At 62.7% G+C, this 17,222-nt stretch carries 21 protein-coding genes and 1 other RNA gene; 11 read left to right on the top strand and 11 right to left on the bottom strand.

The genetic code is table 11. The annotated features are described in order from the left end of the window. Positions 1 to 8: 8 nt before the first annotated feature. The gene (gene sodB / locus AB5Y68_RS12925; protein WP_010673954.1) at positions 9 to 593 is read right to left on the bottom strand and encodes a superoxide dismutase [Fe]; all 585 of its coding nucleotides are present in this window, start codon (positions 591 to 593) and stop codon (positions 9 to 11) included. Between the two features lie 287 nt (positions 594 to 880). On the opposite strand from sodB, the gene AB5Y68_RS12920 reads away from it, so the two are divergent. Beyond that, positions 881 to 1,225, top strand: a complete 345-nt coding sequence (locus AB5Y68_RS12920) for a Grx4 family monothiol glutaredoxin (RefSeq protein WP_010673955.1) — start codon at positions 881 to 883, stop codon at positions 1,223 to 1,225. Positions 1,226 to 1,292: 67 nt separating this feature from the next. On the opposite strand, the gene AB5Y68_RS12915 is transcribed toward AB5Y68_RS12920, so the two are convergent. Further along, on the bottom strand, positions 1,293 to 2,504 hold the full coding sequence (locus AB5Y68_RS12915; protein ID WP_010673956.1) for an RsmB/NOP family class I SAM-dependent RNA methyltransferase: 1,212 nt from the start codon (positions 2,502 to 2,504) through the stop codon (positions 1,293 to 1,295). A gap of 211 nt (positions 2,505 to 2,715) precedes the next feature. On the opposite strand from AB5Y68_RS12915, the gene AB5Y68_RS12910 reads away from it, so the two are divergent. From AB5Y68_RS12910 to AB5Y68_RS12895, 4 genes are all read left to right on the top strand, one after another. Next, positions 2,716 to 4,683 carry a reprolysin-like metallopeptidase gene (locus AB5Y68_RS12910; protein ID WP_039039895.1) on the top strand — a complete coding sequence of 656 codons (1,968 nt, stop codon included), beginning with the start codon at positions 2,716 to 2,718 and terminating at the stop codon, positions 4,681 to 4,683. Then, the gene (locus AB5Y68_RS12905; protein WP_039039894.1) at positions 4,680 to 5,003 is read left to right on the top strand and encodes a hypothetical protein; all 324 of its coding nucleotides are present in this window, start codon (positions 4,680 to 4,682) and stop codon (positions 5,001 to 5,003) included. The genes AB5Y68_RS12910 and AB5Y68_RS12905 overlap by 4 nt, the downstream gene beginning before the upstream one ends. A 157-nt stretch (positions 5,004 to 5,160) precedes the next feature. Then, complete coding sequence (pdxH, locus tag AB5Y68_RS12900) at positions 5,161 to 5,799, top strand: pyridoxamine 5'-phosphate oxidase (protein ID WP_039039893.1); 639 nt, start codon at positions 5,161 to 5,163, stop codon at positions 5,797 to 5,799. Then, positions 5,799 to 6,758, top strand: coding sequence for a LysR substrate-binding domain-containing protein (locus AB5Y68_RS12895; RefSeq protein ID WP_010673960.1), 960 nt, complete (start codon positions 5,799 to 5,801; stop codon positions 6,756 to 6,758). The genes pdxH and AB5Y68_RS12895 overlap by 1 nt, the downstream gene beginning before the upstream one ends. 66 nt (positions 6,759 to 6,824) lie before the next feature. Here the strand turns inward: AB5Y68_RS12895 and AB5Y68_RS12890 are convergent, their stop codons facing one another. The 3 genes from AB5Y68_RS12890 to AB5Y68_RS12880 are packed head-to-tail and all read right to left on the bottom strand — an operon-like array spanning position 6,825 to position 9,270. After that, on the bottom strand, positions 6,825 to 8,006 hold the full coding sequence (locus tag AB5Y68_RS12890; RefSeq protein WP_039039892.1) for a M20 family metallopeptidase: 1,182 nt from the start codon (positions 8,004 to 8,006) through the stop codon (positions 6,825 to 6,827). Beyond that, positions 8,006 to 8,455, bottom strand: coding sequence for a hypothetical protein (locus AB5Y68_RS12885; RefSeq protein ID WP_010673962.1), 450 nt, complete (start codon positions 8,453 to 8,455; stop codon positions 8,006 to 8,008). Before AB5Y68_RS12885 ends, AB5Y68_RS12890 begins: the two co-directional genes overlap by 1 nt. Next, complete coding sequence (locus tag AB5Y68_RS12880; protein ID WP_039039891.1) at positions 8,452 to 9,270, bottom strand: DUF3100 domain-containing protein; 819 nt, start codon at positions 9,268 to 9,270, stop codon at positions 8,452 to 8,454. Before AB5Y68_RS12880 ends, AB5Y68_RS12885 begins: the two co-directional genes overlap by 4 nt. Before the next feature lie 261 nt (positions 9,271 to 9,531). On the opposite strand from AB5Y68_RS12880, the gene AB5Y68_RS12875 reads away from it, so the two are divergent. Together AB5Y68_RS12875 and AB5Y68_RS12870 are read left to right on the top strand one after the other, a co-directional pair. Further along, entirely contained in the window at positions 9,532 to 10,722 is a 1,191-nt protein-coding gene (locus AB5Y68_RS12875; RefSeq protein WP_039039890.1) for a GNAT family N-acetyltransferase, read from the top strand. 152 nt (positions 10,723 to 10,874) lie between these two features. Further along, positions 10,875 to 11,381: a GNAT family N-acetyltransferase gene (locus AB5Y68_RS12870; protein ID WP_039039889.1), complete on the top strand. Its 507-nt coding sequence runs from the start codon at positions 10,875 to 10,877 to the stop codon at positions 11,379 to 11,381. A gap of 72 nt (positions 11,382 to 11,453) precedes the next feature. Here AB5Y68_RS12870 and AB5Y68_RS12865 read toward each other — a convergent pair whose 3' ends face one another. Beyond that, positions 11,454 to 11,954: an SRPBCC domain-containing protein gene (locus AB5Y68_RS12865; RefSeq protein WP_010673967.1), complete on the bottom strand. Its 501-nt coding sequence runs from the start codon at positions 11,952 to 11,954 to the stop codon at positions 11,454 to 11,456. Positions 11,955 to 12,136: 182 nt separating this feature from the next. Between AB5Y68_RS12865 and AB5Y68_RS12860 the strand changes: the two genes are divergently transcribed. After that, positions 12,137 to 12,583, top strand: coding sequence for a GNAT family N-acetyltransferase (locus AB5Y68_RS12860; RefSeq protein WP_039039888.1), 447 nt, complete (start codon positions 12,137 to 12,139; stop codon positions 12,581 to 12,583). A 133-nt stretch (positions 12,584 to 12,716) separates the two neighbouring features. Here AB5Y68_RS12860 and eda read toward each other — a convergent pair whose 3' ends face one another. Further along, positions 12,717 to 13,334: a bifunctional 4-hydroxy-2-oxoglutarate aldolase/2-dehydro-3-deoxy-phosphogluconate aldolase gene (gene eda, locus AB5Y68_RS12855; protein WP_039039887.1), complete on the bottom strand. Its 618-nt coding sequence runs from the start codon at positions 13,332 to 13,334 to the stop codon at positions 12,717 to 12,719. 50 nt (positions 13,335 to 13,384) lie between these two features. Between eda and AB5Y68_RS12850 the strand changes: the two genes are divergently transcribed. Beyond that, positions 13,385 to 13,672: an FCD domain-containing protein gene (locus AB5Y68_RS12850; RefSeq protein ID WP_324606583.1), complete on the top strand. Its 288-nt coding sequence runs from the start codon at positions 13,385 to 13,387 to the stop codon at positions 13,670 to 13,672. A gap of 280 nt (positions 13,673 to 13,952) precedes the next feature. On the opposite strand, the gene ssrA is transcribed toward AB5Y68_RS12850, so the two are convergent. Together ssrA and smpB are read right to left on the bottom strand one after the other, a co-directional pair. Further along, positions 13,953 to 14,312: a transfer-messenger RNA gene (ssrA, locus tag AB5Y68_RS12845) on the bottom strand. Positions 14,313 to 14,434: 122 nt separating this feature from the next. Beyond that, positions 14,435 to 14,923, bottom strand: a complete 489-nt coding sequence (smpB, locus tag AB5Y68_RS12840) for an SsrA-binding protein SmpB (protein ID WP_010673973.1) — start codon at positions 14,921 to 14,923, stop codon at positions 14,435 to 14,437. 248 nt (positions 14,924 to 15,171) lie between these two features. Here smpB and AB5Y68_RS12835 point away from each other — a divergent pair, with 248 nt between their 5' ends. After that, positions 15,172 to 15,606: an SRPBCC family protein gene (locus tag AB5Y68_RS12835; RefSeq protein WP_010673974.1), complete on the top strand. Its 435-nt coding sequence runs from the start codon at positions 15,172 to 15,174 to the stop codon at positions 15,604 to 15,606. Continuing rightward, entirely contained in the window at positions 15,599 to 15,955 is a 357-nt protein-coding gene (locus tag AB5Y68_RS12830) for an RnfH family protein (protein ID WP_039039886.1), read from the top strand. The genes AB5Y68_RS12835 and AB5Y68_RS12830 overlap by 8 nt, the downstream gene beginning before the upstream one ends. 67 nt (positions 15,956 to 16,022) lie before the next feature. Here the strand turns inward: AB5Y68_RS12830 and AB5Y68_RS12825 are convergent, their stop codons facing one another. Next, positions 16,023 to 16,658 (bottom strand): NAD-dependent epimerase/dehydratase family protein, encoded by a 636-nt coding sequence (locus AB5Y68_RS12825; RefSeq protein ID WP_039039885.1) that lies wholly within the window; start codon positions 16,656 to 16,658, stop codon positions 16,023 to 16,025. A 100-nt stretch (positions 16,659 to 16,758) separates the two neighbouring features. Continuing rightward, positions 16,759 to 17,097, bottom strand: coding sequence for an outer membrane protein assembly factor BamE (locus tag AB5Y68_RS12820; RefSeq protein WP_029314185.1), 339 nt, complete (start codon positions 17,095 to 17,097; stop codon positions 16,759 to 16,761). Positions 17,098 to 17,222: the final 125 nt, after the last annotated feature.

Raw genomic sequence — 17,222 nt, 5'->3', positions numbered from 1 at the left:
AAGGCTTATCAGGCAGCCAGGTTCTTGGCCACGAATTCCCAGTTGACCAGGGCCCAGAAGGTTTCCATGTACTTCGGACGCAGGTTGCGGAAATCGATGTAGTAGGCGTGTTCCCACAGGTCGACGGTCAGCAGCGGGGTGGTACCGGCTTCGGTCAGCGGGCAACCGGCGTTGGAGGTGTTGACGATGGCCAGGGAGCCGTCAGCCTTTTTCACCAGCCAGGTCCAGCTGGAGCCGAAGTTGCCGATGGCAGATTTGGTGAACGCATCTTTGAACTCGGCGAAGGAACCGAAGGCCTTGGTGATGGCATCGGCCAGGGCGCCAGTGGGTTCGCCACCGCCGTTCGGGGAGAGGCAGTGCCAGTAGAAGGTGTGGTTCCAGATCTGGGCAGCGTTGTTGAAGACGCCACCAGTGGAGGTCTTGATGATCTCTTCCAGAGACTTGCCTTCAAACTCGGTACCCGGCACCAGGTTGTTCAGGTTGACCACGTAGGTGTTGTGGTGCTTGCCATGGTGGTATTCCAGAGTTTCCTGGGAGATGTGCGGTTCCAGAGCATTGATTGCATAGGGCAGAGCGGGAAGTTCGAAAGCCATTTTCTACTCTCCATTGGCTGGTCCGTGCGAAGGCGACGGTTGCAAGACATTGCGTACTCTTTTCTATCTTGAAAAGAATTGTTCTTGAAATGAGGGGGCCAGACGGCCCAAAGCCCGTCGATTGTAGCAGTATCAAAGATGGGCGAACAACCCTTGATTCTTGCCATGATCCGGATCAAGCTGCGGCGTATTGATGCATGACTTCTTTCATTCGCAACGGTTTGCCAGTTTGTGGTCTGCCCGGATTGCAGTAGAATGGCCGCCGAAATCGCTCCAGTGAGGCATTTATGGAAACTATTGAAAAGATCAAACAGCAGTTGGCTGAGAATCCCATCATCCTCTACATGAAGGGATCCCCCAAGCTGCCCAGCTGCGGTTTCTCTGCCCAGGCCTCCCAGGCCCTGATGTCCTGCGGCGAGCCTTTCGCCTATGTCGACATCCTGCAGAACCCGGACATCCGCGCCGAGCTGCCGAAATTCGCCAACTGGCCCACCTTCCCGCAACTGTGGGTCGAGGGCGAGCTGGTCGGTGGTTGCGACATCATGATCGAGATGTTCCAGGCTGGCGAGCTGCAGACCCTGATCAAGGAAACTGCCGCCAAGCACAAGCAGGATGATGCTGCCGCCGAATAAGGCCGCATCCATACCATGCAAAAAGGGGAGCCACTGGCTCCCCTTTTCTTTGTGCCCACGACAGACATCAGGCGATGCGTTCGAGGCGCGCCATGTAGAAGCCGTCGAAGCCGGTCTCGGCCGGGCTGACGTTGTGATCGCCGATCAGGCGGAAGTGCTCGTTGGCGGCGAGGAACTTGTCCACCTGCTGGCGGTTCTCCTCGGGCAGGATGGAGCAGGTGGCGTAGACCAGCAGGCCGCCCACCTTCACCATCTGGCTGTAGCGCTGCAGGATCTCCTCTTGCAGGGCGACCAGCACCGGCAGGCGCTCGGCGGTGTCGCGCCACTTGGCATCCGGGTTGCGCTTGAGCACGCCAAGGCCGGAGCAGGGGACGTCCAGCAGCACGCGATCGGCGCTTTCTTTCAGGCGCTTGACGGTCTTGCTGCTGGTGATGACCCGGGTCTCCACGTTGTGGGCACCGGCGCGGCGGGCGCGCTGCTTGAGGTTTTCCAGTTTCCACTCTTCCACGTCCATGGCCAGCAGACGGCCCTTGCCCTGCATCATGGCGGCCAGGTGCAGGGTCTTGCCGCCGGCACCGGCACAGGCGTCGATGACCCGCATGCCGGGCTTGACGTCGAGGGCCGCGGCCACCAGCTGGGAGCCGGCATCCTGCTGCTCGAAGCAGCCATCGGCAAAGGCCTGGGTACGGAACAGGGCGGCGTCCGAGGTCACTTGCAGGGCGGTCTCCACTCCGTCGACGGGCACTGTGGTGACATGCTCTTTGGCCAGCATGGCTTGCAGCTCGTCCCGGGTGCACTTGAGGGTGTTGACCCGCAGGTAACGCTTGGGCATCCAGGCCAGGGCGGCACGCTCGGCCGGCCAGGCGTCGCCCAGTTGCTCGCTGCCGAGTTTTTCCAGCCAGGCAGGGCAGCCGTCCATCAGCACCGGGTTCTTCTTGGCTTCGGTCAGGCGGCGGCGGAACGCCTCCTCGTTGAAGCGATCCAGGGTCGGGTGGTTGGGCTGATCTATCTTGTGGAAGGCGTGCCAGCTGTGCAGCAGCGGCCAGACATTCTTCTCCGCCTGACGGACCTGGATGCCGGTGAGGAAGCAGTAGAGGCTGAGGCGGCGCAGCAGATCGCCGGTGACCAGGGCAATCCTTGCCTGTTCTTGCGGTTTGAGTTCGATGCCGGAGAAGTGACGGGCATAGGCGCGGTCGAGGGTAAGACCCTGACCCAGCACATCGTCAACGATGGCAACGACCAGATCCCCGAAACGGGGCAACAGTGGGGACTTGAGCATGAGATTAACCTTGGCCAAAGAAAGAGTGAACCGGCCCCGTCGAAGAGGGGTTCTGGAACGGACAAATCCGCGCCATGATAGGGGCTAGTCTGCATTGGTGCAACCTTCCCCATTCGGGGAATGTACAGAGGATGTTGCTGGACTAATCGGACCAGCGGGCAAATGATGCCGTGGCAGTTCAGGTGAATCCGTTTAAAAAGGAATTAAAAAGATGCAGTTGATGAAATATTCTCCGCTGGCGGTGCTGGTGGCGGGTCTGATGACGTCCGGCAACCTGATGGCCGGCGAGTGGCATACGGTCACGGCGCGGGCCACCGCCGCCGATGGGTACGAGGTGAGGGCCAGCCAGTATCGCATCGTCACCGTCTCCACCGATTTCCTGGCTGCCCTGAAGGGGGGCGAGCGCCGCCTGACCCTGCCCCTGCCGGATGGCAAGGAGGTGACCTTCAGCCTGCAACCCTATGATCTGCTGCCGGCGGATCTGGCCGCCAACTATCCCGATATCCTGGCCTTCAAGGGGTACAACGAAGCGGCGCCGGGCGAGACCGGGCGCTTCGATCTCGGTCCCCAGGGATTCCACGCCATGTTCAGCCATGAAGGGAAAATGGTGTTCGTCGATCCCCTTCGCAATGGGGAAGGCTATGCCGTCTATTACCAGCAGGATGCCCACAGCCGGCTGGAAGAAGAGGCGGACAAGGTGATCGGGGGCGAGGCCAAAAAGCTGGCCCGTCAGGTGCTGGTGGATGGCAACGAGCGCAAGCGCTATGTCATCGCCATCTCGGCGGCGGGGGAGTACACCCAGTATCACGGCGGCACCGTGGAGGCGGGTCTTGGCGCCATCACCACCCTGCTCAACCGGGTCAACGAGGTCTACCAGCGTGACGTGGCGGCCGAATTCCAGCTCGCCAGCGGCAACGACACCATCATCTTCACCGACGTGGCGAACGATCCCTTCAACAATGATGACGGCGATATCGATGCCAACATGCAGGTGCAGGCCGATGCCCTGACCAAGGGTCTGGGGGCCTTCGACATCGGCCATGTGGTCAATACCGGTGGCGGTGGCCTGGCGGGACTGGGCGTACTCTGTACCGACGAAAAATCGGCGGGGATGACGGGCTCCTCCGAGCCGGTGGGGGATGCCTTCTTCATCGACTACGTGGCCCACGAGATTGGTCACCAGTTCGGGGCAGAGCACACTTTCAACGGCACCACAGGCAGCTGTGGTGGCGGCAACCGGGAGGCAAGCCAGGCCTGGGAGCCGGGCAGCGGCAGCTCCATCATGGCCTATGCGGGGATCTGCGGAGACGAAGATCTGCAGCCCCACAGCGAGCCCTATTTCCACAGCAAGTCCATCGAGCAGATGCGGGCCCACATGGCCACGGAGCCAAATTGCGGCACCCCGTTGGCGCTGGTCAACAATGCGCCCCAGGTGGCGGCAGGCAATGACTACGTCATCCCTGCCAACACCCCCTTCGTGCTCAAGGGGGCGGGGGCCGATCTTGACAGCGATCCGCTGAATTACACCTGGGAGCAGATCGATCTGGGGACGGAGTCGAGCAGCCCGGCCACCATGGTGGACGACGGCAGCCGTCCGCTGTTCCGTTTCGTGGCGCCGACCAGCGTGCCGGAGCGCACCCTGCCGAGTCTCACCTCCCTGCTCACCAACACCCTGGCAATAGGGGAGGCCTGGCCTGCCACCAACCGGGACCTGAACTTCCGCCTCACGGCGCGGGACGGCAAGGGCGGTGTCGCCAGCGATGACATGAAGATCCAGGTGGTCAACACCGGCAAGGCCTTTGCCCTGACCAGCCCGGTGGTGACCCCCCTGGGGGCGGGCAAGACGCAGACCATCAGTTGGGAAGTGGCCGGCACCAATGCCGCCCCCATCAACTGCAGCAAGGTGGATCTCTTCATGACCCGGGACGAGGGGGCAAACTGGACTCCCCTTGCCAGCGGCAAACCCAACTCGGGCTCGGCGAGCGTCACCATCCCGGCGGGCCAGGACGGCACTGCCCGCTTGAAGGTGGCGTGCAGCGACAACATCTTCTTCGCCATCAGCCCCCTCAAGCTCTCGGTCACCCAGCGCGGTGAAGAGGGGGGAAGCGGTGGCGGCGGTGCCCTCGGCTTCTGGACCCTGGCTCTGGCGTTGCTGGGCTGGCAGCGGAGGCGGGCATGAGACTGGCCGGGGTGCTGCTGCTCACCCTGCTCGGCGGTTGTCAGGCCGATGCAGACACCCTGGATCAGGCGGTCAGCGCCAGCCTCGCCAGGCAGGATTACCGGCTGATCGTGCGGGCCGGGCGCGGCGAGGTGGCGCCCGGGATTGCGGCGGATCAGCAGGCGGCGGCCAAGGCGCGCTGCGGCGTGCGCTATCTCGACGGATTCGGGGATGTCATCAAGCCGGATCAGAAGGAGGCCCACGCCAGGCTGAGCGCCTATGCGGCGGACTACAACCGGCGCATGCTGGCCCATTGCCCGCCGGTTGACGGCAAGCAGTAGGCTGACGGTCATCGGCATAAAGAGGGAGGCATGAGCCTCCCTCTCTTTTTGCTCCTCCATTTGGCCGCCCCGAGGCTTGTACCCATGGCGCGCTCGTCGCACAATGCCTGCACCCATCGCCGCACGGGCGGCAGAGAAAGAGAGAAGGAAAATCAAGATGATGGATGTGGCTGATCTGCGTCGCGAATACACCAGGGGTGGACTGCACCGGGCCGATCTGCCGGCCGAGCCCCTCACCCTGTTCGAGAAGTGGCTGGCCCAGGCGTGCGAGGCCAAACTGACCGATCCCACCGCCATGGTGGTGGGCACCGTGGATGCCGATGGCCAGCCCTGGCAGCGCACCGTGCTGCTCAAGCACTACGATGCCGAAGGCATGGTGTTCTACACCAACATGGGCAGCCGCAAGGCGCATCAGCTGGAGGGCAACCCCCGTATCAGCCTGCTCTTCCCCTGGCACACCCTGGACAGACAGGTACACGTGACCGGTCGGGTGGAGAAGATGAGCACCTTCGAGGTGATGAAGTATTTCCACAGCCGTCCCAAGGACAGCCAGATTGCCGCCTGGGTCTCCAAACAGTCGACCCGCATCTCGGCCCGTGGCGTGCTGGAGGCCAAGTTCCTCGAACTCAAGCAGAAGTTTGCCAATGGCGAGGTGCCGCTGCCGAGCTTCTGGGGTGGTTTCCGGGTGCGCATCGACACCGTCGAGTTCTGGCAGGGTGGGGAGCATCGTCTGCACGATCGCTTCTATTACACCCGCGAGGGGGACGGCTGGCACATCGAGCGCCTGGCGCCCTGATGAACATCGCCCGGCTCAAGAACTTCACCGAGATAGTGAAGAACAACTTCAACATCTCGGCGACGGCGGAGAAGCTCTATACCTCCCAGCCGACCCTCAGCAAGCAGATGAAGATGCTGGAAGAGGAGCTGGGGCTGGCGCTGTTTACCCGCAAGGGCAAGAACCTGGCGGGCCTGACCCCCATGGGGGAGCAGGTGATGGAGCTGGCCAGGGGAGTGGTGGCCCAGGTGGAGCAGATTGGTCAGCTTTCCCTCGGGGATCAGCTGGCCACCAGCGGGGTGCTGCGCATCGCCACCACCCACACCATGGCCCGCTACAAGCTGCCGGCGGTCATTACCGAATTCTCCCGCCGCTACCCCGAGGTGAGCATCCAGCTGCATCAGGGAGCCCCTGCCCAACTGGCGCAGATGGCGCAAAACGGGGATGTGGAGATGGCCATCGCCACCGAGTCCATGCACCTGTTCGACGAGCTGGCGACCGTGCCCTGCTATCGCTGGGGGCGCAGCGTGGTGGTGCCCCACGGCCATCCGCTGCTGGACTGCCAGCCGCTGGCCATGGCGGATCTGGCCCGGTATCCCCTCATCACCTATGTGTTCGGTTTCACCGGCCGATCCAAGATGGACAAGGCGTTCGGACGCCATGGCCTCAGCCCCCGCATCGTGCTGACGGCCACCGACAGCGACATCATCAAGCACTATGTGCGCCTGGGGATGGGTGTCGGAGTGATCGCCACCTCGGCGTTCGACGAAGGGGACAGGGAGAGCCTGGTCTGCCTCAACATCGATCATCTGATTGCCTCGAGCGTGGCCCATGTGTGCCTGCGCAGGCACGCCCACCTGCGGGACTACATGTACGACTTCATCCACCTCTATGCCCCCCATGTGAGCCGGGAGACGGTGCAGCTGGCGCTGCTCAACCAGGGAACGCCCGCTCCGTCTGCGACTCTGCCCTGGCTCTGACGCCGAGACATAAAAAAGAGAGGCCGTCGGCCTCTCTTTGCATTGCTATCCCCTTGTACTGACCCCTCAGGCGGCTCGGGTCGCCAGATTGACGAAGATCTGGGCTCCCACCAGCAGGCAGTCGTCGTCCAGGTAATAGGGGTTCGCGTGCAGGTAGTTGCAGATCCCCTTGGCCTGATTGCCGCTGCCGAGGAAGAACATGGCCCCCATGCGGCTTGGCGTGGCGTTGATCATGTAGCTGAAGTCCTCGCTGCCGGTCATGGGCTGGCCCTTTGCGTTGATCCCGTCGCTGGACAACACCTCCGAGGCGGCTTGTTGCAGGCGCTCGCAGGCCTGGGGGTGGTTCTCCACTGCCGGGTAGCCGGCATGGACCATGGTGGTCTTGAAGCCGCGCAGCTCGCTCTGGGCGATGATGTCCCTGAAGCTGTTTTTCAGGATCTGGTCGGTTTCGGCATCCATGGCGCGGATGGTGCCACGGGCCTGCACATGATCGGCGATGGCGTTGGGAATGGTGCCGCCGTTGATCATGCCGCAACCAAAGACCGCCGGGCTGAACGGGCTGGTGCGCTTGGCGACGATGTAGTCCATGTCCTCGATGATCCGCACCGCCTCCCGGATGGCATCCAGCCCCTTGTGGGGGGTGGAGCCGTGGGCGGAGATGCCGTGCACATCGAGCGTCCAGGCAGACCCCCAGGAGGACATGACCCCCTGGTTGAACTTGATGGTGCCCGTCTCCATGGCGCCGTCGTTGTGCAGGGCATAGACCTCGTCCACCCCCTTCATGCAGCCAAGCTCCACCATCTTTTCGGCACCGGGGACGCGCATGTCCTCTTCCGCCATCTGGAAGATGAAGCGGACGTTGTACCGCAGGCGCTCGCGGTTGGCGGCCAGAAACCTGGCGGCGGTCAGAGCGATCGCCATGTGGGAGTCGTGGCCGCAGTTGTGGGCCATCCCCTCATGGGTGGATTTGAACGCCACCTCGCTCATGTCGTGCATCTCCAGGCCATCCATGTCGGCACGAAAGGCAATGGTGGGCAGGGCAGGGTCGACCGCCAGATCCCCGTGAAAACCGGTGAAACCGGGATACAGGGTGATCCTGTAGCCGAACTCTTCCATCAACCCACGGCAGTAGGCAGAGGTTTTGAACTCGGCCCCGGAGTATTCCGGGATGCGGTGCAGGTGGTGGCGCACTTCGTAGCTGAAGTCGCGCAGAGCCAACAGGTCAGGTTCGATATGGTAGTGGTTCATCAGATGATCCCTTGAATGGAGAAACCGAGCTGGGCAACCAGGGAGGCGCCAAAGAAGCAGCAGGTGGAGACGATCATGAAGATGAGGATCACCTTCCACGACATCTTCTTGAGCTCCTCCAGCTGACCGCCCACCGAGAGGCCGGCGAAGGCCAGGAGCGGCACGCAGCAGGAGAGGAAGGAGATCTTGGCCACGGCATCGATGAAGAGGCCGCGCACCGGGGTCTCGGGCAGGCAGATGAGAATGCCGATGATGGTGGCATAGGCAAAGGCCGGCAGGGAGGAGGGCAGATAGCGCTTGGTCACCAGGGAGGCGAACACCACCAGGGACATGGCGATGAAGCTGTCCCCCATCTGCCACAGCGGCAGGCCCGAGGTCAGGGTCTGGGTGAACATGGCCAGCAGGATCGCCAGGAAGACGAAGCGCATATCCATCACGATGCTTTTCATGCTTTCTCTCCTTTGGCGGTCAGGGCATAGATTTTTTCAGCGAGCGGCAGACCCAGATAGGTGAGGGAGAGCGCTCCCAGGGCCGACGAGAGCAGGTTCGAGGCGGCGGCGATGCTGAGCACCTGCTGGGCCATCGCCTCATCGAGGCCGTTGATGAGGGCACCGGAGGCGGCGCTCAGCATGGAGCCGGATCCCACGCCGGAACCGGCGGCCAGGGCCAGGGGGGGCAGCCCCGTGAGGGGGGCGATGCTGCCGAGCACGCTGAACCAGAGGGTGCCGATGACGGAGCCGCACAGGTAGATGGCGAGCACGCCGATGTACTCCTGGGAGCCGGTGCCGAACTTGCCCTGGATCACCGCGACCGAGGGTTCACGGCTGATGGAGGAGCAGGCCCCGATGGCGCGGCGGCCAAAGCCGAACTTCACCGCCAGCGGAATGGCGATGAGGATGGGCAGGAGGTTGCCTATCTCTTGCAGGAAGAGCGGTACGCCGACGCTCAGGATCATCTTGAGGTTGGGGATGATCATCCCCGCATACTGGGTCCCGAGGATCAGCAGGCTGAAACCCACCATCTTGCCGCAGAAGCCCTCTTCTCGCTCGGTGAAGAGCCTCTTCCAGCCGGGGATGCGATCCTTGACGGGCTTGGCGGAGACGATCATGCCGATGATGACGGCAAAGAGCATGGGCAGGATGGGGATGATGGCGATGCCGAGTCTGATCTCCTGCTTCCCGATGAGGGATTGGGCCACGAAGATCAGCAGGGCGGTCGCCAGGGTACTGACTACTACCGTTTTGAGTGGGCTGGTTGGCTGCATAGTGTGTTCTCTTGTTATCCGTTGTCCTTCATGGGCGTCTTTGGTCGCGCCATGATGGGGGCATGATAGGAAGCGAGGAGGGGAAGGAATGTGACCGCCATCAAGTCAGCCATATGGCATTTTTTCATGGGGTATGCCGTTTAACCATGGTAAACATATGGTTTAACAACTCATTGGTAGCGGCTTATGCTGCCTCAGACAGGAGTGTGGTGCCGCCCGGGCACCCGGTGCCTGATCCGGGGGACGGATGTGGGGGAAGGAATGGATCTGTTGATCGAGGGTGCGCTCTGGCGCCCCTCCTGGCAAGCGGCGTTGCAGGCCTGGCAGCACCGGGGAAACCGCTGGTGGCTGTTGCTTGGCAAAGGGGAGGCGAGGGAGACGGCACCCTGGTCGGTCAGCCCGCCAGATGGCATTCTCCGTGCCCGCGACCTGCTTGCCGCCTGGCTGGGGGAGGCCGCCTCCCCGCTGATGGCGACACAGCCGGACCGGCAGATCCTGATCGCTGCCTCCGGCTCCCTGCTGACCCTGGCCAGAGAGAGCGGCCTGCTCACCCTGGGGCCCGCGGGGGCGGATCATCGCCTCGGTGCCGATGACGACCTTGGGGTTGCCCTGCAACGCCTGCTTGCCCGCCGCCTGATGACCCCGATGCTGCGCGAGCCTGGCGGGCAGGACGCGCTGGTGCTGCGCCCCCTGCAGCCCGGCGATGAGAGCGCCATCCTGCGTTATTGTTCGGATGCGGCGCTCGCCCGCTATACCCTCAACATCCCCCACCCCTATTCGCCGGAGGCGGCGCGGGACTGGCTTGCCCTGAGCGGGCGCAAGGCTGCTCTCGGGCTGGGATGCACCTGGGCCCTGACTCTGCCCCAGGGGCGTGAAGACGAGCCCGCTCCCCTGGTCGGCTCTCTCTCCCTGCACTGGCACGGGGAGCTGGCATGGTGGGTCGGCGTGCCCTGGCAGAACAGGGGGCTGGCCACCCGGGCCGCGAGCCTGGTCAGGGCGTTTGCCTTCGAGCAGTGGCACCTGCCTGCCCTCACCGCCCGCCACATGCCGGGCAACCTCGCCTCAGGCCGGGTGATGGAAAAGACTGGCATGCACCATGACGGGCGTCGGCCAGATCCGGCCGATGGCGCCCTCGAGCTCGATCACTGGCGGCTGGATCGCCCGGCGCGCCTGACGGATGCACGCAAAGAGGCGCTGGCCCCCTGGCTGGATGACGAGGAGGTGGTCGTGGCCATACTGCACGGTGAGGGGGTGGCGCTCTTCATGGCGGGGGAGACGACAGAGGGCGAGCAGACACTCAGCGGGCTGACGGTGCGGCGCTATCCCCTGGCCATGCTGGCGCCAGAGGCGCCCGGGGTGCAGGCCCATGGTGGTGGCGCCCTGCTCAAGGAGTGCGGGGATCTGGGCCTCGCCTATCTGCGGCGATTGCGACAGCCTGACGACGGACGCTGATGGCTTGCGCAAGGGCGGTCATCGCGAAGCCTGGTGCGGGGTTTGTCAGGCGTTTTCCTGAGTCCGTCCTCCCATTTTCAGACAAAGGCAGTGAAGAGGCGCACCACTTCTGTGGAATAATGGCCGCCCTGCTGTACGAGGAGTAACGCTGTATGTTGAGAACCGAGCGTCCCGGCGACATGCTGCCAGTCTATGAGCTGGTGAGTGCCGCCTTTGGTCGTCCCGACGAGGCCGAACTGGTCAACCGCCTGCGCGAATGTGGGGCCGCCGTGGTCACCATGGTCGAGGAGGAAGAGTACGAGTTCATGGGGCACCTGATGCTGAGCCCGATCACCATTGAGGGACAGGAAGGGCCCTGGCTGGGACTGGCACCCGTGGCCGTGCATCCCGACTGGCAGGGGCAGGGCATTGGCTCGGATCTGGTGCGGGAAGGGCTGGACACGGCACTGGAGATGGACTGGAAGGCGGTGGTGGTGCTCGGGGATCCCGCCTACTACGCCCGTTTCGGCTTTCGGCCTGCCAGCGACTTCGGCCTGCACTGCATCTACGAGGTGCCAGCGGAGTGTTTCATGGCGATGGAGTTGCAACCCGGCGGGCTCGACGGGGTAAGGGGCGAGGTGCTCTATCACCCCCTGTTCGATGAAGAGCCGGTGGAGTGACCGCCTGCCCATCCATGAAGAAGGACCCTGAGCGGGTCCTTTTTCATGCCATGCCCATCGCTTGAATGGACGTCACTGGGCCAGGGATTTCAGCTGCTGCTTGCCCGGCGGGTTGTTCCAGTCGATGGGGCCGTGGGTGAAACGGTACTGAAGCCTCGGCAGACTCAGTTCCAGCCACTCCTCCCGAAAGTAGGCATAGCCCTGGTCCCAGTCCGGATCCTGCGCCCAGCCGGTCTGCAGGAAGTGGAGCCGGGTGCCCTGGCCCTCCGGCACGAAGCGCAGGCTGACCTGGGTCTTCTGCTGACGAATGTGGGGAAACTGGGGAGGGAAATTCCAGCTGAAGCTGAGCAGATCATGGGGCATGACCGCCATCACCCGGCACCCTTCGCTGCCACGCTCGCCGAGGGGAGCATCGGGTCTGAAATAGATCTCGAACGGTCCGTTGGGTTCCGGGACCATGAGGCACTCCGGCGCCAGAAAACTGCGCAGCCCGCTCTCCGTGGTCCAGGCCCGCCAGACATCGTCAATGTGGGCGGGTACCAGAATACTGCCTTCAATTTGCTTGTTATCCATAAATCAGTGAACCTCAAACCAGTCATGGACGGGACCTCGGCAGTATAGCCCCTGAGGCGATAAAATAGGCAGCCCTGTGTCACATGGTTACGTATTCAAGAGGGTCCACATTGCCGATTTGACAGCACGGCGGGATCCATCGAGAGTGGGAAGCGACAAGCACGCAACGCAAGGATGGTGTCATGATCAGAATGATGACGGAAGCTGACGAGCCCATGCTGGCGCAGCTCTTCCTCAAGGGAAGGCGCCAGGCCTTCCATTGGGTTGATCCCGCCCTGTTCCGGCTCGAGGATTTTGCCGAGCAGACCCGGGGCGAGGAGATCTGGGTGGCGGAGAAAGGGGGCAGCCCGTGCGGATTCGTCTCCATCTGGGGGGCCGAGAGCTTCGTGCATCATCTCTACGTGGTGGCGGACTGGCATGGGCAGGGCATGGGGCGGGCCTTGCTTGCCGCCGGCTTGGCCGGATACCCTTCCCCGGCCTCCCTCAAGGTGGCCATGCGCAACACCACGGCGATGGCTTTCTATCATCGCCTGGGCTGGGAGAACACCGAAGAGACGGGTCACTGCGACATCACGGGGCCCTGGCGCAGGCTCAGGCTGGTGTTGACGCCCGATGACGCAGGGGAATAAGCCGCTGGCAGACTGCGGCAACCGCACCGCACATTGATCTCCAGCCCTGGCAGGGCATAAAAAAGCCACTTCGCGGGAAGTGGCTCTTCAACACATCCGGGGGAGGGTAGACCTTCCCTCGCTCAACCGATGATCACAGGGCCGCCACGGCCTCTCTTACCAGGGCGGCCAGCTCTTCCCACCTGCCCTCGTCGATGAGCTTGGCCGGCACCATCCAGGTGCCGCCGCAGGCGATCACGGCATTCAGCCCCAGATACTCCTTCAGATTGGCCGGCGTCACGCCGCCGGTGGGCATGAAGCGCACCGGATAGACGGCGCCCAGGGCCTTGAGCATGGCGGTGCCGCCAGACTGCTCGGCCGGGAAGAACTTGAGGTGGCGCAGCCCCATCTCCATGGCCTGCTCCACCAGGCTGGGGTTGTTGACCCCGGGGATGATGGTGACGTCCTTGTCCAGGCAGTACTGCACCGTGGTCGGGTTGAAGCCGGGGCTGACGATGAAGTCGGCGCCCGCCGCAACGGCCGCATCCACCTGCTCGCGGTTGAGCACGGTGCCGGCCCCGATCAGCAGATCCGGGTAGGCCGCGCGCATCTGGCGGATGGCCTCTGCGGCGGCGTCGGTGACGTCGGCCCCTTGCAGGCGTGCGGCGAGATAACCGGCGCTGAAGGAGTCGCCCGCCGCCGTGGTGTCGATCACCTGTTCGGCGGACAACCGCAGGGCGGCGATTTCGATCCGCTGCGCTGCCGTGACCACCAGGCAACCTCAGAGCCGCGCTTGACGACGATCTCGCCAACCCCGAAGCCCTGGCTCCCTGGCTGCATTGCGAGCGCAACTCCTACTGGCGCAAGCTCCACGAGCATATCGACGACAAGGCCATCCCCAGCTGGTGCGACGATCACGACCAGATCCTCAAGGCCTTGATGCGCAAGGATCCGCAGGCGGCCAAGCTGGCCATGTGGCAGCACCTGGAGAACACCAAGCAGATGCTCTTCCAGGCCACCATCTTCGATGACGACATGGAGGATAACCGCTACCTCTTCTCCGAAAATCCCGTCGTTCATCTGACCCAGCCTTCCACTACCAACGGCTAGTGGAAGATTCTCGGGGGCGAACCCTCGAGGTTGTTTCAACCCCATGGAGGCGCTGGGCTGATGGTGTGGCCTAGAGCTCCCGGGCAAATTGCTGCTCCACTCGCCGGTTTTTGCTGGCGACGCCACCTGGAGCTGGCCCATGTCAAATGCAGCCACCCCCCGCAGAGCCTTTGGCCTGATCTGGAGATGTGCTGCGCTCGTGGGGCGGATACATCCTCTCAAGGTGAGAAAAAGGATACAAAAAGGGCCACTTCTTGCGAAGTGGCCCTTTCCAAACGTTTGGTGGAGCTGGGGGGATTTGAACCCCCGTCCAAAATTACTACATCCTCGGTACTACATGCTTAGTCACTCTTTACATTCGCCAACACGCTGCGGAGAGACACGCCACGCATTGACTAGCTCGATTGGTTTTAATGCTTCCGCCCCGAGCAGGACTTCCACACGATCCTGTGAAGGATGACCTTCCATTTCCCTAGGACACAGGCAAGCTAGGGGAGAAGGGCTCAGCGCAGGTTATTAAGCTGCGAGTGCGTAGTTTTCGTCGTTTGCGACTATTTTTTTGCGGTTTATTAACGAGGCCTACCGCACCTCGGCATGCACCTTGGGTTTCGTGAATCTTGTCGAATCCAGAATCAGCCCCAAGTTGTCAAAAGGGATTGTACGCAAAAATCCTGTCATGGCAAGGCGTTGATGGCAATCGACCGGCCTTGGCCGGTCGATTGCTGGTTTATTGGACGCCTTGCCATGGCGGGTGGCGCACAATCAACCGCGGTGTTTGTTTTTCATGATGCGGGCTTTTTCCCGATCCCATTCACGGGCCTTGGTGTCTTCCCGCTTGTCGTGTTCTTTCTTGCCCTTCACCAGGCCGATCTCGACCTTGACCCAGCACGCTTTCCAGTAGAGGGCCAGCGGCACTATGGTGTAGCCCTGACGAGCGGTCAGGCTCTCGAGCTTGTCGAGTTCACGGCGACTGAGCAGCAATTTGCGGGTGCGGGTCGGATCGCATACCACGTGGCTGGAGGCGGCGTTCAGCGGCAGGAAGCTGGAGCCGAACAGGAAGGCTTCCCCCTGCATGAAGATGACATAGGCTTCGCTGATGTTGGCCTTGCCCGCCCGCAGGGACTTCACTTCCCACCCTTGCAGGGACAGGCCGGCTTCCACGCGCTCTTCGATGAAGTACTCGTGACGGGCGGTTCTGTTGAGTGCAATGGTGCTGGACCCGGCTTTGTTTTTACTGTTCTTTTTGCTCATGACGGGGGCCTTAGGCAATGTTTAGGAAGGCGCATTATACGTGGGTGGCGGCGGCTGTAAAACGCACAGCGCTCCGAGTGGCGGCTTTGTGAGCAGTTCGATGACGATTTTGAGGGAAGGGCGGGGCGAGAGCAGGCCACACTGGCCGGAAAGTGTGCGATTGCCGTGCTTGGTGACCCGCGAACAGTTTCGGCGGTGATTTTGGCAGACAAGGTGATAAAATCGGGCCGATTGGATGAGGAAAACCCATGCCCCGTATTACTCGCAGTGCCCTGGTGATGTTCAGCGCGGAACAGATGTTCCGGCTGGTCAATGATGTTGATGCCTATCCTGAGTTCCTGCCCGGCTGTGTCGGCAGCCGTGTTCATGAGTCGGGTGAAGACTACATGATGGCCTCGGTCGATGTGGCCAAGGCAGGTATCGCCAAGACCTTTACCACGCGCAACCAGCTTGATGCCAATCGCACCATCAAGATGGAGCTGGTGGAGGGGCCTTTCAGCAAGCTGGCGGGATGGTGGACCTTCACACCCCTGGACGTGGATGCCTGCAAGGTGGAGTTCGATCTCGACTTCGAGTTCACCTCCAAGCTCATTGAGCTGGCCTTTGGCCAGATCTTCCGCGAGCTGGTGAGCTCCATGGTGCTTGCCTTCTCCAATCGTGCCAAGGTGGTTTACGGTGTCTGAGCTCCTCAATATCGAAGTGGCCTATGCCCTGCCCGAGCGGCAGACGGTGCTGTGCATCCGGGTCGCGCCCGAGACCAGCGTGCTGGCGGCCATCGAACAGTCCGGCATCCTGCAAAAGCACCCGGAGATCGACCTGTCGGTCAACAAGTTCGGTATCTACAGCCGTCCGGTCAAGGGCACAGAGTCGGTGCAGGAGGGGGATCGCATCGAGATCTACCGCCCTCTCATCGCCGACCCCAAGGAGATGCGCAAGAAGCGGGCGGAGAAAGCCAAGGAAGAGGGGCGCGCCGATGTGGTCACCGGCGGGCGACCCGATGTGCACCGCAAGCGAGACGATGCCGGCACCTGACGGGTGATGTGCTGTGACAAGGGGCGCCGTGGCGCCCCTTTGTGATCGTCTCGCCCGGCACGGGGCATCACAGGGTGAGCAGGCGCTCGTTTTCCACCGTCTCTATCCCGCTCTCCTGGATGGCAAGGCGCGCCATGGCGTGCGCCACCTGACTGGCCTCGATGGCACGCCAGCGGCGCAGCGACCCGCGCAGCAGGGGCTTTACCAGCGGATAGATGGCCTGGATGATCTGCTCCGAACGGCGCGCAGGTTCGCGATGGCCGAGCAGCATGGCCGGGCGCAGGATGACGAGCCGCTGCCACTCCTGGGCCAGCAGGGCCTGCTCCATCTCGCCCTTGGTGCGGGGATAGAGAGCAGGGGAGCGCGGGTTGGCGCCCAGACTGGAGACCACCAGCAGGCGGCGGCAGCCGTGGCGACGGGCGAGCGCGGCAAAGGCCAGCACATAGTCGAGATCGACCCGGCGAAAAGCCTCGGCCGAGCCGGCATCCTTGCGGGTGGTGCCAAGGCAGCAGAAGGCAATGTCCACAGGGGCGGGCAGCGTCAATCTGTCCAGCGCGTCGAACGAGGTGGGCAGCCAGGTGCGTCCCGGAGCGGGATCGCCGGGTTTGCGGCAAAGCAGGAGGAGGTCGTGCTCCGTCCCCAGCTCGCGCAGCAAGGCTTTGCCAATCAGACCGGTGGCGCCGGCAATCAGGAATCGACTCATGATGATCTCCTCGGGGCAATGAGGTATCCAGAGTGTGGCCCGGCGACATCGCCGGGGCCAGAGAGAACAAAACCGGCAGAAGCCGGTTTTGTGATGTCATCTAGAGCGGTGTGGTGAAGGCGGCAGGGAGAGGGAAATCACCGGTCACGGTGGCCAGTCTGTCACCCACGAAGTTGAGGGTCAGCTCCTTGCGCTCCTTGTCGCCCCGACCGGGCTGGAACTCATAGAGGTAGTACCAGGTGTTGGGGTCAAAGCTGTCGCGCAACATGGGAGAACCCAGCACGAACTCGACCTGTTCGCGGGTCATGCCCTGGCGCAGCTTGTCGACCTGCTTTTGTTCCACATAGTTGCCCTGGGGAATATCGATGCGATAGACCAGGCTGCAACCGGACAGGGTGAGGGCGGTCAGGGCCGCGGCAATCAGGTGTTTCATCCGCATATCGGGTTCAGATCATCCATACAGTCTTTTTAGCTCGGCAAATCATACCCACTCCCCGTGCGGAAGTAAAAAGCCATTGATCCATCAGCCAATAAAAAGGGCCGCGTGGCGGCCCTGGCAGGATC

Source organism: Aeromonas sp. R6-1, from assembly GCF_040908165.1.
In the GTDB taxonomy this organism is placed as follows: Bacteria; Pseudomonadota; Gammaproteobacteria; order Enterobacterales; family Aeromonadaceae; genus Aeromonas; species Aeromonas caviae.
Note: the sequence above shows the minus strand (reverse complement) of the source record. Positions and strands in the feature narration are given on the sequence as shown.

What these genes read in the sequence shown, in the direction of transcription:
- AB5Y68_RS12920 (WP_010673955.1), top strand. Translation starts at nt 881, where the DNA reads ATGGAAACTATTGAAAAGATCAAACAGCAGTTGGCTGAGAATCCCATC.
- AB5Y68_RS12870 (WP_039039889.1), top strand. Translation starts at nt 10,875, where the DNA reads ATGTTGAGAACCGAGCGTCCCGGCGACATGCTGCCAGTCTATGAGCTG.
- AB5Y68_RS12865 (WP_010673967.1), bottom strand. Translation starts at nt 11,954, where the DNA reads ATGGATAACAAGCAAATTGAAGGCAGTATTCTGGTACCCGCCCACATT.
- AB5Y68_RS12895 (WP_010673960.1), top strand. Translation starts at nt 5,799, where the DNA reads ATGAACATCGCCCGGCTCAAGAACTTCACCGAGATAGTGAAGAACAAC.
- AB5Y68_RS12820 (WP_029314185.1), bottom strand. Translation starts at nt 17,097, where the DNA reads ATGCGGATGAAACACCTGATTGCCGCGGCCCTGACCGCCCTCACCCTG.
- AB5Y68_RS12910 (WP_039039895.1), top strand. Translation starts at nt 2,716, where the DNA reads ATGCAGTTGATGAAATATTCTCCGCTGGCGGTGCTGGTGGCGGGTCTG.
- pdxH (WP_039039893.1), top strand. Translation starts at nt 5,161, where the DNA reads ATGATGGATGTGGCTGATCTGCGTCGCGAATACACCAGGGGTGGACTG.
- AB5Y68_RS12905 (WP_039039894.1), top strand. Translation starts at nt 4,680, where the DNA reads ATGAGACTGGCCGGGGTGCTGCTGCTCACCCTGCTCGGCGGTTGTCAG.
- AB5Y68_RS12915 (WP_010673956.1), bottom strand. Translation starts at nt 2,504, where the DNA reads ATGCTCAAGTCCCCACTGTTGCCCCGTTTCGGGGATCTGGTCGTTGCC.
- AB5Y68_RS12860 (WP_039039888.1), top strand. Translation starts at nt 12,137, where the DNA reads ATGATCAGAATGATGACGGAAGCTGACGAGCCCATGCTGGCGCAGCTC.
- AB5Y68_RS12875 (WP_039039890.1), top strand. Translation starts at nt 9,532, where the DNA reads ATGGATCTGTTGATCGAGGGTGCGCTCTGGCGCCCCTCCTGGCAAGCG.
- AB5Y68_RS12880 (WP_039039891.1), bottom strand. Translation starts at nt 9,270, where the DNA reads ATGCAGCCAACCAGCCCACTCAAAACGGTAGTAGTCAGTACCCTGGCG.
- AB5Y68_RS12835 (WP_010673974.1), top strand. Translation starts at nt 15,172, where the DNA reads ATGCCCCGTATTACTCGCAGTGCCCTGGTGATGTTCAGCGCGGAACAG.
- AB5Y68_RS12885 (WP_010673962.1), bottom strand. Translation starts at nt 8,455, where the DNA reads ATGAAAAGCATCGTGATGGATATGCGCTTCGTCTTCCTGGCGATCCTG.
- sodB (WP_010673954.1), bottom strand. Translation starts at nt 593, where the DNA reads ATGGCTTTCGAACTTCCCGCTCTGCCCTATGCAATCAATGCTCTGGAA.
- smpB (WP_010673973.1), bottom strand. Translation starts at nt 14,923, where the DNA reads ATGAGCAAAAAGAACAGTAAAAACAAAGCCGGGTCCAGCACCATTGCA.
- AB5Y68_RS12825 (WP_039039885.1), bottom strand. Translation starts at nt 16,658, where the DNA reads ATGAGTCGATTCCTGATTGCCGGCGCCACCGGTCTGATTGGCAAAGCC.
- AB5Y68_RS12890 (WP_039039892.1), bottom strand. Translation starts at nt 8,006, where the DNA reads ATGAACCACTACCATATCGAACCTGACCTGTTGGCTCTGCGCGACTTC.